The organism is Candidatus Falkowbacteria bacterium, from assembly GCA_016699775.1.
Classification (GTDB): domain Bacteria; phylum Patescibacteriota; class Patescibacteriia; order Patescibacteriales; family Patescibacteriaceae; genus Patescibacterium; species Patescibacterium danicum.
Window position 1 is genome coordinate 38412 of sequence record CP065010.1, and the last position, 14989, is coordinate 53400.

Consider the following 14989-nt stretch of genomic DNA (forward strand, 5'->3'; position numbering starts at 1 on the left):
GATTGTATAGTTGTGGTAGTCTAAAGGAATAGGCTCTTGTAGTTCAATGGATAGAACAGATCCGTCCTAAGGATACAATGGGGGTTCGATTCCCTCCAAGAGCACAAAATTAAACTATAAAAACAAAATTTTTTGAACTATAAGCTTGCGAGGTTGAAAATAATACTGTATATTTTACGAGTATTATAAAAATAAAAAAATATATTTTACTTGGGCCATTAGCTCAGTTGGCTAGAGCGCTTCCATGGCATGGAAGAGGCCAAGGGTTCAAGTCCCTTATGGTCCACAAATAGTTTTTTGTCTAATATATTGTAGACTTAATTACAAAAATATATTTTGTTGATAAGTCCACAATATTATAGACTTATATATAATTATTTGGCTAATATTAAATAAAATAAATTTTGTGGATAACCTGTGTTAAACTATATTTATGAAGGCAATTCCTACCCAAACTTCGCTATTATTTCTTGATGAGATTTTAAATAAAAGTGACATCAATGAAGGATCTGTTGTTGCTGATCTTGGCTGTGGACGATCATTACTTTTCTTAAATTTACTTGCAAATAAAGTTGGTAAAGAAGGAGTCGTATATGGAGTTGATATTCTACCAGAAGTTATTGAATCTATAGAAAGAGATATTAAGCACCATGGACTTCAAGAGGTTTCAATTGTTCAAGGAGATCTAGAAAAGCTTAATGGAGTTAGTATTAATAATAACGCTATTGATATTGCCTTCCTAGTAAATACTATAAATCAAATAGCTGATACAACTTCTTTATTGCAAGAAGTTACGAGAATTTTAAAAGATTCTGGAAAACTAATTATTATTGACTGGCATCAATCAGAATCCCCAATCGGCCCAATTCAAGATCAAAGAATTTCATTACAGCAAATCAAAAAGGTTTTAAATAGTGCTAAATTATCAATTCTTGACGAATTTGAGGCTGGGCCTTATCATTACGGATTAGTTGTTAGTCAATAATATTATACTACTATGAACTACTTATCATGGCTTTACTGGTTTAACTCCAGACCAGAACCCCTAACTAAACAGAATTTGAATATTATACTGTTAATCGGTTTTATTTTATTTGTTATTGGTTTGGCTGGATATATTGGATCTCTTTCCCGTTTGAATATATCAAATCGTTTAGTTAAGAGAATTACTACTTTTTCTTTTACCAATGCTTTTATAGCCCTCTTTATTGCTTTTTTAAACTATGAGCTAATTCCTTATCTTAGAGCTCGAGTTATTTATATTATTTGGGCAATAATTGTAATTGTTTGGGTTTTATACATTTTCCCATTAAAAAAGAAAAAGACGGCTAATATAAATAATTCACGTGAAGATGAAATAAAAAGATATTTGCCCAACTAGCAAACATTATCCTGAACTACCCTCCTATATGGAGGGTTTTTTGTTTTTAATGTTTTTGATAGAACTATAATGGCTATTAATGTTCTATTTAGAACATTATGAATAAAAATAGCTACTATGGAAAACTTGGTGAATCTATAGCCAAAAACTATTTAATCAATAATGGTCATTTAATCATGGCGTCTAATTTCAGACTTAATTATGACGAAATAGACATTATTACTAAACACAATCAATCTCTCGTATTTATTGAGGTAAAAACTAGGCTTTCAAGTAAATATGGGAAAGCAGAGGATCAGCTTACCCTTAAGAAGGCTCGAAAACTACATAGATCAATAAATAAATTTTTGGCTATTCATGGCTATTTAGAAACAAGGGTTAGAGCAGATTTCATAGCCATTAATCTTAATATAGGTAAAAAAATGGCTAATATTAAACATTATAAAAATATTTTTTAATTTTTTTGGCTAAGATTAGATAACTATACTTGACAAATTACTGGTTTTAGGTCTTGACAAAGAAACTAACTTGTGATAAAGTGTTGTCACGAAAATCCCTCTATGCTTTAATAGGGGATTTTTTATTTTTTAAGAATATGACAATTTTCCAATATTCAAAATTACCATTTTTAAATAAACGGTCTCACAGACAGGTGGTTGTTTTTATTCTAGTGACTATTATTAGTAATTTTCTTCTATTTCCAGTTCACGCTGCTGATGAAAACTTTGAAGAGTCTTTTACTGAATCAAAAATTGAAACTATCAAAGCACCAGAAACAACAAAAAAACTTTTTGAAGAATTTATTGCAAAAAATAATCAAGGATCACTAGCTATCCTTAAAAAAGAACCGTCAGATTTTGTTAAAAGCTTTGCAAGTATCCAGGACAATAATAATATTCCTCTTATTGATATTTATAATCAAAATAAAGCTGATAAAGCTTTACAGAAGGTGGCTATTTTTAATACTGAGTCCCGATTAGTTACTTTAACAGCTTATAACTCAGAGGTTGCTCAATGTGATGGCGACCCCTGCACAACAGCCAATGGCTTTAATGTTTGTGATCATGGTATTGAAGATACTGTAGCTGCTAACTTTCTACCACTAGGAACCAAGATCCAAATTCCAGAATTATTTGGCAATCGTGTCTTTATAGTTAGAGATCGAACTTCAAAAAAATATTCTGATCGAGTTGATGTTTGGATGATTGAAAAACAGGATGCATTACAATTCGGAAAAAAACGAGCACATATTGTTGTTCTAGATTAATTCTTTTACCAAATTAAAACAGAAAAGCCCGTCCTGGGCTTTTCTTGTTATAAGGAAATAAATCTGGTATAGTTGCAATATTATATAATATTTGGTCACGTTGCCAAGTGGTCTAAGGCTGCGGTTTGCAAAACCGCCATTCGTGGGTTCGACTCCCACCGTGACCTCATTTTATGAGATCCCAAATTCTCGGTGACATTGCCTGTTAGGTATAGACTGTAACATCCTTAGAAAATTCGTACAGGTGAGTCAATTCAGAATGTCATCCGGCTTACTGTTTGACGAGTCCTGATTATCAGGACGAGGAGTTTATTCCTACCCTCATGCAATACCTGTGTATTTCTCTCTAGGCTTATTATTTTGCCACCTTTTGAAAAGGTGGCATAAATAAAATAACAAGCCTAGGAAGAAATAATTGTATACGGGTATCGTTCATTTATAGAATCCTGGCTAGATCCCTCGTCCTCACTATAATGAGGACTGTCAAACAGTAAGCGGGATGACATTCTTGGAATTCAAACCTGTAGGTACATCTTTATAAACTTTTTAGCTTCAAAACTAAAACCTACTGAGCTGTGGATAAGTAGTGGATTTTGTGCATAAGTTTTACTTTTTAGTCTACTAAAACCTAGACTTAAGTTGTTGAAAACTTTTATATTTATCAAATATATAATAAAAAAATTACTAATATTAAATAAAATATTATTAAAGTTACATAAAGTATTGCGTGGTTTGTCAAAATATGCTATACTTAAAACATAGATTGCTCTTTCTTACTTAGAAGTTTTTACGATATCACTGATATTGTAAAAAATTCTCTCATTTACTGATAATTACTATGGATCGGAGTTGATACGATCCTAAAACAAAAATAAAAGAAAGGATACTTTGATGAAACATCAAAATAATCCATTTATCGGTAGAAGAGTTGGCTTTAAATCAACAATAGCCTTTAATCCCTACGGAAACCCAAAAAGAATACGCAGGGATGAGGCTCATCACAAGGGCATTAATTAATTTATAATTCGCCCTAGATGGGCCTCTTATTATTTTCCTGAAGAATATGACGTTCTAGCTAACTAAAGTAAAACAAGTCAGTCACAGCATCTGTACAATCAATTTTAACCACAAAAAAACACCACAGTATAATACTGTGGTGTTTTTGATTATAGTTATTTAATAATCTCTCCTTCAATAACTGTAGAGCTAGTTGGAGTAGTATCTTTTTTTCTAAATATTAACCATTGTTGTCCGATTGTTAGTATAGTTGAAATAAGCCAATAAAAAGCCAGTCCACTTGGTAGTGTAAGACATATAAATATTGTTAAGGCTGGCATAAAATATAACATTTGCTTATTCATGATAGCCATCATATTCTCATCTTTAGATCCATCGGTTTGAACTGTGGCTGGTCGCATTGGCATCATTTTTGCTTGAAAAAATTGGGAAACACCTGCTAAAATCGCTAAAATAATATTAGGTTTAGAGAAATCCAAAAAACCAAAGGCAATATTATTTATAGTGCCCGGATTATGGATAAAGGGATAAATTAAAACTAATGTTTTACCCTGTAACTCATCTCTAAAAACCTTAAAAATTGCCCAAAAGAATGGTAATTGTATTAATAGTGGTAAACAAGAGGAAAGAGGGTTAACCTTTTCTTTCTTATACAAATCCATCATTGCTCGACTCATTCCTTCTTTATTGTCGGCATATTGCTTTTTAATTTCATCAAGCTTTGGCTGAAGCATTTGCAAGGATTTTTGACCCTCAATTGATTTTTTTGATAATGGGTATAAAATCAGCTTTATTATTATTGTTAATATAACAATAGTTATACCAATATCATGCCCAGGTAAGGTGTTATATATATAAACCAAGAGGTTTAATATCGGTTCATAAAAAATTGTATTAAAAAAATTCATCATAGGTATTATTTTTTATTATTTAACTGGATCATGGCCTCCTCGACTCCATGGATGGCACCGTAAAAGGCGAAGTATTGATTTATAGAAACCTTTTATTAGCCCATATTTACCAATTGCTTGAGCCGCATATTCTGAGCAGGTTGGATGAAAGCGACAATATCCATATGGGAAAAAATACTTCCAAAAACTGTGGTCAAATGATAGGGTTTTTTGATAAAAACGAATTAAGGCTTGACTAATTATTACTCCAACTGAACTATTATTTCGTTTCATAGAGTCTTTTTAAAGATTTTTTGCAGACTAGTTAATATATCAGCCTTAAAATCTTTATACAAAGCAAGATTGGATTTAGGTAAGCACGAAATCACAAGATCAGTTGAGGGGGTTAGTTGGGGCATTACGTCACTAATTATTTTACGAACCCTTCTTCGTATTTTATTACGTATTACAGCTTTTTTACTTATTTTAGTACTGACAATTACAGCACATCGAGTGATGTTTGTTGTTCCAGGACTATATGAAATACGAACAAATTTACCATAAACCGAAAGTCGTGAAGAAAAAACTCGCTCAAACTCCCGAGTTTTTCGAACACGATTACCTTTCGGAAGCATACTATTATGAGGTTAATTTCTTCCTACCTTTTGCTACACGTCGCTTAATAACATCACGACCACTTTTTGTTTGCATTCGCTTACGAAAACCGTGCTTTCTTTTTGCCCGTTTTGCGTTTGGCTGATAAGTTCTTTTTGGCATACTATTTAAAACAATAATAAATTATGAGTTTTCTAAAACCAAACATTTGGCTAAAATTCCTCAAGGTTACGCTCTCCACGGTATCATTATTATTGAAAAACGTCAATCATAACGTTTCCCTTTTTATTTATCAACAGTTTATAAACAAGGTTGAGGCTGTCTAGAATTTAAACTTATTGCTATAATGTTTCAGCTTGATATTTTTCTTTATTTATCTTATTTTTATTAATAATTATTGTTATAGTTATTAATATTTTTATTATTTTTACCCTTCCTATGGATTTAGATCAACTCTGGCAAGCTGTTTTAGGTGAAATGGAGCTTACTCTTTCTAAAGCAAGTTATACTACCTGGTTTAAATTAACCTATATTCATTCTTTTGAAAATGGGAAGATTGTTATTTGTGTACCAAATACCTTTACCCAAATCTGGCTAGAAAAAAAATATTATCAAGATATTATCGCTACCGTTAAAAATATAAGTAAAGAAAATGTCAAAGAAATATCTTGTAAGATTGAAAATCGTCGATACACTCCGGTTAAATCTTCAACAAATCAATCTATTGCAAAAACACTAGGAGCAACAACCCCATCACCAGAAACACCAAAAAAATTAGGTATTAACCGTTTTGGTCTTAATAATTACTATACTTTTAATAGTTTTATAGTTGGAAAGGGAAATGAATTAGCTTATGCCGCTTGTCAGGCAGTAGCCGCTAATCCGGGTAAAGCCTATAACCCCTTATTTATATATGGGGGTGTCGGACTTGGTAAAACTCACCTTTTACAAGCCATTGGAAATGAGTTATCAAAAAATTCTGATAAAATCCTCTATGTAACTTCAGAAAAGTTTTCTAATGATTATATTAACGAAGTTAGATCAGGTCGAGCCAAACAATTAAAAGAAAAATATCGGAATGTTGATCTATTATTAGTTGATGATGTTCAGTTTATGGCTGGAAAAGATGGAACTCAGGAGGAATTTTTTCATACCTTTAATGAATTACATCAAACAAATAGACAAATCGTTCTAACCTCTGATAGACCACCAAAGGCCATTCCTGCCCTTGAAAAAAGACTGTTATCACGTTTTGAGTGGGGGATGATTGCTGATATTACTCAACCTGATCTTGAAACTAAGTTAGCTATTCTGGAAAATAAGTGTCATGAAAAGAATTTTCCCCTCCCAGATGATATTCTTATGTATATAGCACATAATATCCAAACTAATATTAGAGAGCTTGAGGGGGCATTAACACGCCTTATAACGCATTATGAGTTCAACAACCTTCAGCCAACCCTTGAACTAACTAAAGGTATTTTAGCAGCCACCTTAGTTGAATTTAGAGAAAATTCTATTACTAGTAAGCATGTCGTTGAAGCTGTAGCAAAGTTTTTTGATATTGATATGAAAGATTTAATTGGAAAAAGTCGTAAAAAAGAATTAGTAACACCAAGACAAATTGCTATGTTTTTATTACGTGAAGAAATAAGTGCATCATTTCCAGCCATTGGCCAAGAAATTGGAGGTAGAGATCACACCACGGCTATTCATGCTTGTAATAAAATAAATGAAGATTTAAAAAATAACCAAAAACTAAAACAACAATTACTTTCGATTCGCCAACTTTTACAGGTGTAGATAAGTCTGTTGATATCTTGTGTTTTAAGTGGGACTTAAATGTTTATAAAAACGGGTTTTTAAAAAGTGTTAAAAAGTTATACCCTTTTAAAAAAACTTATACAGTTTTAAAAAACACTTTATCACAACTTTATACACACAACAAAAATTTATTTTCCCTTGTTCTATATACAACTCCCGTCTTATCCCCACTATCCACACCCCTTATTAGTATTACTGTTATTTATATATTTATATTATATGAAGATAATAAGTCTACAAAAAAATCTTAAATCAAGTGTTTACGCTGTTAGTCATATAGCACAAAAAAATACTAACCTACCCATACTAAATAATATTTTAATTTCTGCAAAAGATGGTGTTATAAGTTTAATAACTACTAATCTAGAAATTGGTATTACCAGTGTCTTACGGGGTAAGGTGGAAAAAGAAGGTTCATTTACTGTAGATGCCCGAATCTTATCTGATTATGTTAATTTATTACACAATGAAAAAATTACCATTGAATTAAAAGAAAAAGAACTTGAAATTGAATGCGGAGAAACAAAAACAAAAATAAAGGGTCAGTCATCCGAAGAATTTCCTTTTATCCCAGCTATTGAACGAATTAATCCATATATATTATCAATACAAGATTTTAAAAAAGCTGTTAGTCAGGTTTTATTTTCTGCTGCCCTTGATGAAACTAGAGCGGAGTTATCGGGTGTCTTATTAATTTTAGAAAACAAAAAGATTACTTTTGTCGCCACTGACAGTTATCGACTAGCAGAAAAATCAATTCAAATTAAAAGTGATGTCATTGACGAGAGGCGCTGTATAATCCCCGCACGGACTCTACAGGAGCTTCTAAGAGTGGTTGGGTCTGAAAGTGGAGATGATGACACGCCAAGTGAAATTACTCTCTACGTGTCAGAAAATCAATGTCTATTTACAATTGGAAATACGGAAATAGTTTCTAGATTAATTGATGGACGTTATCCTGATTATCAACAGATAATTCCACAAAAGCACAGCACTAGAATTTTAGTAGATAAACAAGAATTATCACGAGCAGTAAAAGCGGCGGCACTTTTTTCAAAAACCGGGGTTAATGACATTAATCTTGAAGTAGAAGTTGAGAAAAAAAATATAATAATATCTGCTGCCTCAGGACAAACTGGTGAGCATGTTAGTAAAATTCCAGCCATAATAAATGGAGTAGATGTTTCAATAATTTTAAACTCTCGTTATTTACTTGATGTGTTATCTGTATTACAAGATGAAACAGCGACAATTGAATTAATGGACGCAAATACTCCTTGTATAATAAAAGATGGGCAAATAAAGGATTATTTATATATAATCATGCCGATTAGGACATAGGAATACAAAACTATAAAAAAACAAAATACAAAACAAAAAAATAAAAACTCTTGGTTTAAATCAAGGGTTTTTATTATAATGATTAAAAAATTATTCTACGACTTCAAATTAAATGTCAATTTTTGTTCAGAACAGTTGTCTATGTCGTCACAAACTTTAATTGTAATATCATGAAAACCAGTAGAAAAACCATATAGATTTTTTTCTAACCCAAAAGGGTAGGTGGTAATAATTTCTGGTGTTGCGTTATCAATACTATACTCAACTCGACCAATACCACGTGGGGCAGAAGCAAGAATAGAAATTGACAACATTCCATTAGTTATTTCTTGGCCATCAGAAAAATTTTTTATTGAAAAATTTGGTCTGTTTTCAGGTAGGTGAAGATTGTCTTTTTCGGTTGGTGGTTTTTCAATGTTAATTTTATTTTTTATGGCCCAGGCTTGGATTCTACTTTCCCAAAGATCAAATTGTGGGTCATCACTTGGATTTTTTAATTCAGGACCACGTGGGTCATTTTTATTAATATAATATAAAATTGTGTGTGGTTCTTGAAAAGATTTTTCTTCAATAAAATTTGGAGGTGTAAATTCAGTAGCTAATAACCCTGAGGCTTTGTCAATTTTTACTTTAGTTAAGCCAACGTCCACGCCATCTAAAACCGCTTTGCCGGTAATGTCAATTTTAGGAGCGTTAAATGATTCAATATTTTCATTTCCAAGAACACGTCGCATGTATTCATTCCAGATTGGTGCAGCGACAACACTACCATCAGCTCCTGCTTTCATTTCAGTATTATTATTATTTCCAACCCAAACACCAGTAACTAATGATGGTGTGTAACCAATTGTCCAGGCATCACGATTATTATTTGTAGTTCCTGATTTTGCAGCCACTGGTCTATTTCCAAGAGTTAAAAAATTACTTGCTCCAAAAATAAACGAACGTTCATTATTGTCAGATAAAACAAAATTTATTAACCGCGCAATATTACTATCAAAAACTCTTGTTTCTTCATTTTTATATTCCTCAAGTATTTTTCCATTACGATCTTCAACTTTTAATATATACGATGGCTCATGAATTAATCCTTCACGAGCAAAGGCACTATAGGCGTTAGTGTGTTCAAGTAATTTAACCTCACCACCACCAAGAACAAGTGATAATCCAAAACGATCTTTATCGGCTAGAGTGGTATACCCGAGTTTCTTTGAGAGGGCTACCACGCGGTCAATTCCTGCTAAATAAAGGGTTTTAACAGCTGGGACGTTTAATGAGCCAGCTAGTGCCTTTTTCATGCTCACAGGCCCATATTCCTGACCATTGTAGTTACGTGGTTCATAGACTGGTCCAGAGGCAGCAAAATTAGTAACCACGTCATATATAATTGTATTAGGGGTATAGCCCTTTTCAAAAGCCGCTGCATAAATTATTGGTTTAATAGATGATCCTGGTTGACGTGGTTGTAGAACAACATTTACTTGTCCATCAATAGCGTCATCAAAATAATCACGTGACCCAACCATAGCTAAAATTTGACCAGTTTTTGGATCTATGGAAACCATCGCTGCATTAGAGGCTTGAAATTTTTTCTCATTATCAAAGGCTTTTTTCTTTAATACTTCTTCGGCAATATTTTGTTTATAAGAATCAAGGGTGGTGTAGATTTTTAATCCATCTTGTTCAATGGCCTTCTCGCCATATTTTTCAGCCAGAAGTTCTTTAACGCGCATTACAAAATGTGGAGCTATAATATTTTCTGTTGGTGCTTTAAAGGAAAGTTTGGTATCTTTGGCAGCTTGAGCCTCTTCTTTGGAAACCATATTTTGATCAACCATAAGATCAAGAACATATTGTTGTCGGGAAAGTAAAATGTCTTTATTTGGACCATATGGTGAATAGCGAGTTGGGCTTTGTACCATAGCAGCTAAGATAGCAGATTCGGCCAAGCTAATATCTTTTGCATTTTTACCAAAATATTTTAAACTAGCAGCTTCAACACCATAGGCATTTGAGCCATAAGGAATTTCATTAAAATACATCTGTAAAATTTCATCTTTGGAAAAGTTTTTTTCTAAACGATAGGCTAAGATTACTTCTTTTAATTTTCTGGTATATGATTTTTCAGTAGTTAAAATTGCATTTTTAACAAATTGTTGCGTCAGAGTTGATCCACCAGCTTTTCGATTAGTAAAAACATTAGTAACCGCAGTTCTAAAAATAGCCCAAAAACTAAATCCTTTATGATGATAAAAGTCTTTATCTTCAATGGCTATAGTTGCATCACGAACTGATTTTGGAATTTGATCAAGGGGAACAAGGGTTCTTTTTTCTTCACCATGAATATCATATAAAATTGTTTCTCCACTTCGGTCATAAATTTTAGTACTTTCGGCAACTTCTCGATCAAGGAGTTTATTTGGCTCTGGGAGTCCACGGGATAGCCATAAAAAAGAAATAAAACCAATAACAAAAATAACCAACAAAGTGTAGGCGCCAAGAACCATGGTATTTTTTGAAAATATCCAGGATTTAATCGTAGTAAATAGGTGTTTTTGACTATTACTCTTTTTTCGCCACTCGGTTGTTCGTTGAATAGGGCGATGCTTAGTATTGCGCCAATATTGGGGAGATTTGGGGTTTATTGGCATAAAACGCAAAATTAATATAAGTAAGCAATTTGTATCTTTTATTATATCACACCGGTTTCTTATTAATACATTGATTAATTATGAGTTTTAAGAACTTTTCTCAACTTGAAAAGTTTTTGTATAAAATAAATAGAATCTTTTAGGAGTTTAACTTTACTTGCTCGGTTCTCAAAACGAGCCTCTTTCCAGTTTACGGGGATTTCTTTTATAGTATATTTAAATTTATCAGCCCAAATAATCATCTCAGTATCAAAAAACCAGTTTTTATCTTGTATATATGGACTTAGAGTTGTAAAAATACTCTGACGAACTGCTTTAAAACCACATTGTAAGTCAAGATATTGGTGTCTTAGAAAGAGTTTAGCTAAATTATTATATACTCGTGAGGTAATCCCTCTTATCATTGATCGATGTATGGTTGATTCTTTTTCATAACGAGAACCAATTGTAATATCTGCTTGATTGTTAATGATAGGAAATAATAATAAAGGTAATGAGGATAAGGAGACGGCAAGATCACAATCCATATAACAAACAACATCAGCTGTTGAGTGTAGCCAAGTATTTTTTAAAGCATTGCCTCTTCCTGGTTCATTAATGATAATACAAAAAACTTTTGGAAGTTCTTTTGCTAACTCTTGGGCAATGACTGGTGAATTATCAGTTGAAGCGTTAATAATAATTGTGATTTTCCAATCAAAAGGAAAATGTTGACTTTTACAGAATTCATATAACCTCAAGCAGTTTTTCTTTAGGACGTTTTCTTCATTATGGGCGGGTAAACAAATATCAACTAACATATTATTTTATTCGTTCGGTTACCTCAATAAAATTATAGACATCATTGACTCCGGGAAAAATGTAATTTTTATCCTCAAGCATTTCAAAATTAGTATTAAAATATTTATTAAAAACAAATCTAAAAATATTAACACTACTTGAGAAAGAAGCGAATTCTGCTTTGTTAACTCCTGGTAAATAGTAGGCTGCAAACACAGGCATTTTTTGTTTCAGTAAATCATCATTTGCATCTCCCCATTTATTCTCTTCAGGTAAGCGAAATCTTAAAAATGTTGGACCTTCATCACTTTGAATAATAATAATTGGTGGTTTTTTTGAATTGGCTAATATTTTTTTTATGGATTCTTCTAGTTTACTATTAATACACTCTACTTGGTTAATATAATTTTCAACTTCATGCTCGGTATCATAGGTATTTTTTATTAAAAATTCACAATCTTTTCCAAAAACATAGGGAGTGTGCGGGGATATAATATGTGTGAAAACAAATTTTGGTCCTGGTAGTTTTGCGATTTTTGGTAATTGCTCAAACTGATAAGAAGTAAAGTTTCGGCCATCATTAATAAAATTGAGTAAAAGATCTTTAGTAAAAAAGACGGTAAGTGGCTGTAAAACAGTTGAGCGAATAACAGCTTGATTAAATAATTTTTGTCTCGACATGATCCTATTATTAAATACAAAATTAGCATCAGCTTGAGGATTAAAGCTTGTTATTTGCCACCAAGACCCCATTTGATAATAGGAATAATTATTACTTTTTAGAAACTTAAGAACATTATTATCGTTAAATAAAGGGGTCACAAGTGAAATGTCAGAGTAATTTTTATAAACAGATAAATAGTCAAGATATTCCATGTTTAATGTAGAAGAAACAGATAGACAAGTAATTGGATAGTTTGAAGTGTGGTTGGCAGGCACATGGAATCCTTGCTCGGTTAGAAAATTTATAAACTTTGAATTATCAAAATTATAATATTTTTTAAAAATATCAGGTGAACCATAGCTATCAGGCACAATATAATAAATGTCTGGTAAATTTTCACGGACTAAGCTTTTATCGGGACCAGGTAATTCAAAGGAGCTTGAAACACTTGGTTTTAAAAGACGTTCAGTAATTTCAAATTTTGCAATTCCTACTAAAGGAAAAATTACGGCTAGTACTGAAGCTATTAAAATAAATTTATTAACCGCCACTAAATTTTTTTTAACTCTTTTTATAAAAATATAGAATAATACAGGAAGTGTTAGCCAGGGGAGGAATAAATTAATGTCATTTTCAATGCTAATAAATTTTAAACTCTGAACAAAGAAAAGAAAATCACTGTATGAGAAAATAATAATAATAAAAAAACTTAAAAATATTGTTCGTTTATGCGGATCAGCAATTAAACGAAAAGCTATTAGAGAAAAAAATATGGTAACTGGAAGGGTAATCAAAAGTGGTGTAATGAGAATAGGTAAAGAAAGATCCGCCATGTTTTGTTGGTACAAAGAAAGAACAAAAGAGATGGACAATAAAATTGGTGGTAATATCCAATTTTGATTTAAAATAAATTGTTTAAAAGATTTCATTTATTTTCTTATCATTAGATACAAGGATCTTTTTGAGTCGGGAATGTTTTCTTTCATGGTAATAGTAAAAAATTTACTAAACTCTGCTTCAAATTCTTTTTCATTATAATTATCAAAAATATCTTCACGATTTTGAAGTAATTTTTGTGTTTGTTTGTCCTCTTTTGGAACAAATTCAACTATAAGTTTTTCTCCTATATCTGCAAATAATTTCGCGATCATTGATAATGGTACATTATTTGAAATAGCTAGATGGTGCACCAAGGCTAAGGCAAGAACCGTGTCAGGTAATGAACGAATAAAAATTGAGTCGCGCTCTTGGTTATGCCAACCAATTGCTGGGGATGGATTAATCAAATCAATAACCAGGGGTAAGATATTATTAACCCCCTCTTGTCTATTAATTAGGTAGTTTTCTTCAATAACATCTGGCTCAAAATCCATAGAAATAACCGCAATTCCCTTTTTGGCAGCTAAACGAGAAAATAGTCCAGCATTTGCGCCAATATCCCATAATTTTTTTGTTTTGGCTGTTTCTAAAAAATCAGAAACAAGACTTTTTTTAGACAAAAGAGCAGTTTCATTATAACTTTGACATTTATTCTCAGTATAATAATTTCCCCAGGCAGTTGGGCTTTTTTTGTAAGAGAGACCCTGAATACAGCTTTCTAAACTTTCTAATAACCCCCTAAAAGCGTTAATGGAAAAAGTTTTTTTACTAGATGAAGACAAGACTAAGGAACCGTGTGCTTGTTGGCTTTTAGCATGCATAAAAATATGCAAAAAAATTCCTGGTTTTAATCGTGCAGAAAAAGGCAATAATTTTATAGCAAGATCTAAAGATATTCCATTAATATTAATTAATGATAGCTTATTAAGACGATCATCAGTAAGGGCAGATAAGGCCAAAGGAGCTAAAAAATGTTCACAAAATTGTTTGTAGGCAATCCAGGGTCTATTTTTATCTAATTTTTCAAACGACAGGGTATCAATTAAGATAGGGTTGCCGCCAATAAATTGAATATTAAAGGCATTGGCATCTTTTAAACTCATTCCATAATCCAGAGCTTTTTTTTGAATTTTTAAGGTTAGGAGAGCGGCAACCTTAAGTTGACTAAAACACCATTCATAAGGATAGGAAATAAATGGTATAAGTTCTGGTTTGATTATTTTATATACCCCGGCCTCTAAGGAAAGATCAGATTCACTGTGAGAGATTAGATCACCTAATTCAATTAAACTTTTATATAAACCTGATTGCATTAATAGATCATAGTTATTTTTATAACTATGATGTATTTGACGATATATTTCCCCATCCTTATTAAAAATAAAACCATTGGGGTCTCTAAACGAAGAGTCTAGTTTATGTATGGTCATGGCTTTCAGTTGTGCTATTTTCTTCAACTTTTTTTTTACCAAAAATAGTACCCAAGTGAAGTTTTACTGAGCGAATGATTGACTTAATAAAAAATAGTCCGCCAAGAGCACCGGCAATTATTAATTGAAATAAAAAACTTCCAGTTCCTGGATCAATATAAGCATGAGCTGATTTAACAACGCTTAAGGAAAAAACCCCGCACAGTAATAATAGTATGTTTCTTTTTTTCATATAAAATATAGTATAGCA

15 protein-coding genes and 3 tRNA genes are annotated in these 14989 nt (G+C 31.9%); 9 read left to right on the plus strand and 9 right to left on the minus strand.

The window, feature by feature from the left end:
• The first annotated feature begins 32 nt into the window (after positions 1-32).
• The 7 genes from IPN41_00230 (at position 33) to IPN41_00260 (ending at position 2815) form a co-directional block, all read left to right on the plus strand.
• A tRNA-Arg gene (locus tag IPN41_00230) sits at positions 33-104 on the plus strand.
• 108 nt (positions 105-212) lie between these two features.
• Positions 213-286, plus strand: a tRNA-Ala gene (locus IPN41_00235).
• 147 nt (positions 287-433) lie between these two features.
• Complete coding sequence (locus IPN41_00240; GenBank protein ID QQS60404.1) at positions 434-985, plus strand: class I SAM-dependent methyltransferase; 552 nt, start codon at positions 434-436, stop codon at positions 983-985.
• Positions 986-997: 12 nt separating this feature from the next.
• Positions 998-1381 carry a hypothetical protein gene (locus IPN41_00245; protein ID QQS60405.1) on the plus strand — a complete coding sequence of 128 codons (384 nt, stop codon included), beginning with the start codon at positions 998-1000 and terminating at the stop codon, positions 1379-1381.
• A gap of 98 nt (positions 1382-1479) precedes the next feature.
• Positions 1480-1839, plus strand: a complete 360-nt coding sequence (locus tag IPN41_00250; GenBank protein ID QQS60406.1) for a YraN family protein — start codon at positions 1480-1482, stop codon at positions 1837-1839.
• A gap of 137 nt (positions 1840-1976) precedes the next feature.
• Entirely contained in the window at positions 1977-2648 is a 672-nt protein-coding gene (locus IPN41_00255; GenBank protein ID QQS60407.1) for a 3D domain-containing protein, read from the plus strand.
• 93 nt (positions 2649-2741) lie between these two features.
• A tRNA-Cys gene (locus IPN41_00260) sits at positions 2742-2815 on the plus strand.
• A 1005-nt stretch (positions 2816-3820) separates the two neighbouring features.
• Here the strand turns inward: IPN41_00260 and IPN41_00265 are convergent.
• Genes IPN41_00265 through rpmH form a run of 4 tightly spaced genes read right to left on the minus strand, consistent with a single transcriptional unit; the run spans position 3821 to position 5332 of the window.
• A complete protein-coding gene (locus IPN41_00265) occupies positions 3821-4576 on the minus strand; it encodes a membrane protein insertase YidC (GenBank protein QQS60408.1) in 756 nt (251 codons plus the stop codon).
• Positions 4577-4591: 15 nt separating this feature from the next.
• Complete coding sequence (gene yidD / locus IPN41_00270) at positions 4592-4849, minus strand: membrane protein insertion efficiency factor YidD (protein QQS60409.1); 258 nt, start codon at positions 4847-4849, stop codon at positions 4592-4594.
• Positions 4846-5190, minus strand: coding sequence for a ribonuclease P protein component (gene rnpA / locus IPN41_00275; protein QQS60410.1), 345 nt, complete (start codon positions 5188-5190; stop codon positions 4846-4848). Before rnpA ends, yidD begins: the two co-directional genes overlap by 4 nt.
• A gap of 4 nt (positions 5191-5194) precedes the next feature.
• Positions 5195-5332, minus strand: a complete 138-nt coding sequence (gene rpmH / locus IPN41_00280; protein ID QQS60411.1) for a 50S ribosomal protein L34 — start codon at positions 5330-5332, stop codon at positions 5195-5197.
• Positions 5333-5608: 276 nt separating this feature from the next.
• Here rpmH and dnaA point away from each other — a divergent pair, with 276 nt between their 5' ends.
• Together dnaA and dnaN are read left to right on the plus strand one after the other, a co-directional pair.
• Complete coding sequence (gene dnaA / locus IPN41_00285) at positions 5609-6973, plus strand: chromosomal replication initiator protein DnaA (protein QQS60412.1); 1365 nt, start codon at positions 5609-5611, stop codon at positions 6971-6973.
• 240 nt (positions 6974-7213) lie between these two features.
• Positions 7214-8335, plus strand: coding sequence for a DNA polymerase III subunit beta (dnaN, locus tag IPN41_00290; protein ID QQS60413.1), 1122 nt, complete (start codon positions 7214-7216; stop codon positions 8333-8335).
• A gap of 95 nt (positions 8336-8430) precedes the next feature.
• Here dnaN and IPN41_00295 read toward each other — a convergent pair whose 3' ends face one another.
• The 5 genes from IPN41_00295 to IPN41_00315 form a co-directional block, all read right to left on the minus strand.
• Positions 8431-10986, minus strand: coding sequence for a penicillin-binding protein (locus IPN41_00295; GenBank protein QQS60414.1), 2556 nt, complete (start codon positions 10984-10986; stop codon positions 8431-8433).
• Between the two features lie 74 nt (positions 10987-11060).
• The gene (locus IPN41_00300) at positions 11061-11786 is read right to left on the minus strand and encodes a glycosyltransferase (GenBank protein ID QQS60415.1); all 726 of its coding nucleotides are present in this window, start codon (positions 11784-11786) and stop codon (positions 11061-11063) included.
• 1 nt (position 11787) lies between these two features.
• Positions 11788-13359 (minus strand): sulfatase-like hydrolase/transferase, encoded by a 1572-nt coding sequence (locus IPN41_00305; GenBank protein ID QQS60416.1) that lies wholly within the window; start codon positions 13357-13359, stop codon positions 11788-11790.
• Positions 13360-14739 carry an SAM-dependent methyltransferase gene (locus tag IPN41_00310; GenBank protein QQS60417.1) on the minus strand — a complete coding sequence of 460 codons (1380 nt, stop codon included), beginning with the start codon at positions 14737-14739 and terminating at the stop codon, positions 13360-13362.
• A complete protein-coding gene (locus IPN41_00315) occupies positions 14726-14971 on the minus strand; it encodes a hypothetical protein (GenBank protein QQS60418.1) in 246 nt (81 codons plus the stop codon). The genes IPN41_00310 and IPN41_00315 overlap by 14 nt, the downstream gene beginning before the upstream one ends.
• Between the last annotated feature and the right edge of the window lie 18 nt (positions 14972-14989).

What these genes read in the sequence shown, in the direction of transcription:
- IPN41_00240 (QQS60404.1), top strand. Translation starts at nt 434, where the DNA reads ATGAAGGCAATTCCTACCCAAACTTCGCTATTATTTCTTGATGAGATT.
- IPN41_00245 (QQS60405.1), top strand. Translation starts at nt 998, where the DNA reads ATGAACTACTTATCATGGCTTTACTGGTTTAACTCCAGACCAGAACCC.
- IPN41_00250 (QQS60406.1), top strand. Translation starts at nt 1,480, where the DNA reads ATGAATAAAAATAGCTACTATGGAAAACTTGGTGAATCTATAGCCAAA.
- IPN41_00255 (QQS60407.1), top strand. Translation starts at nt 1,977, where the DNA reads ATGACAATTTTCCAATATTCAAAATTACCATTTTTAAATAAACGGTCT.
- IPN41_00265 (QQS60408.1), bottom strand. Translation starts at nt 4,576, where the DNA reads ATGATGAATTTTTTTAATACAATTTTTTATGAACCGATATTAAACCTC.
- yidD (QQS60409.1), bottom strand. Translation starts at nt 4,849, where the DNA reads ATGAAACGAAATAATAGTTCAGTTGGAGTAATAATTAGTCAAGCCTTA.
- rnpA (QQS60410.1), bottom strand. Translation starts at nt 5,190, where the DNA reads ATGCTTCCGAAAGGTAATCGTGTTCGAAAAACTCGGGAGTTTGAGCGA.
- rpmH (QQS60411.1), bottom strand. Translation starts at nt 5,332, where the DNA reads ATGCCAAAAAGAACTTATCAGCCAAACGCAAAACGGGCAAAAAGAAAG.
- dnaA (QQS60412.1), top strand. Translation starts at nt 5,609, where the DNA reads ATGGATTTAGATCAACTCTGGCAAGCTGTTTTAGGTGAAATGGAGCTT.
- dnaN (QQS60413.1), top strand. Translation starts at nt 7,214, where the DNA reads ATGAAGATAATAAGTCTACAAAAAAATCTTAAATCAAGTGTTTACGCT.
- IPN41_00295 (QQS60414.1), bottom strand. Translation starts at nt 10,986, where the DNA reads ATGCCAATAAACCCCAAATCTCCCCAATATTGGCGCAATACTAAGCAT.
- IPN41_00300 (QQS60415.1), bottom strand. Translation starts at nt 11,786, where the DNA reads ATGTTAGTTGATATTTGTTTACCCGCCCATAATGAAGAAAACGTCCTA.
- IPN41_00305 (QQS60416.1), bottom strand. Translation starts at nt 13,359, where the DNA reads ATGAAATCTTTTAAACAATTTATTTTAAATCAAAATTGGATATTACCA.
- IPN41_00310 (QQS60417.1), bottom strand. Translation starts at nt 14,739, where the DNA reads ATGACCATACATAAACTAGACTCTTCGTTTAGAGACCCCAATGGTTTT.
- IPN41_00315 (QQS60418.1), bottom strand. Translation starts at nt 14,971, where the DNA reads ATGAAAAAAAGAAACATACTATTATTACTGTGCGGGGTTTTTTCCTTA.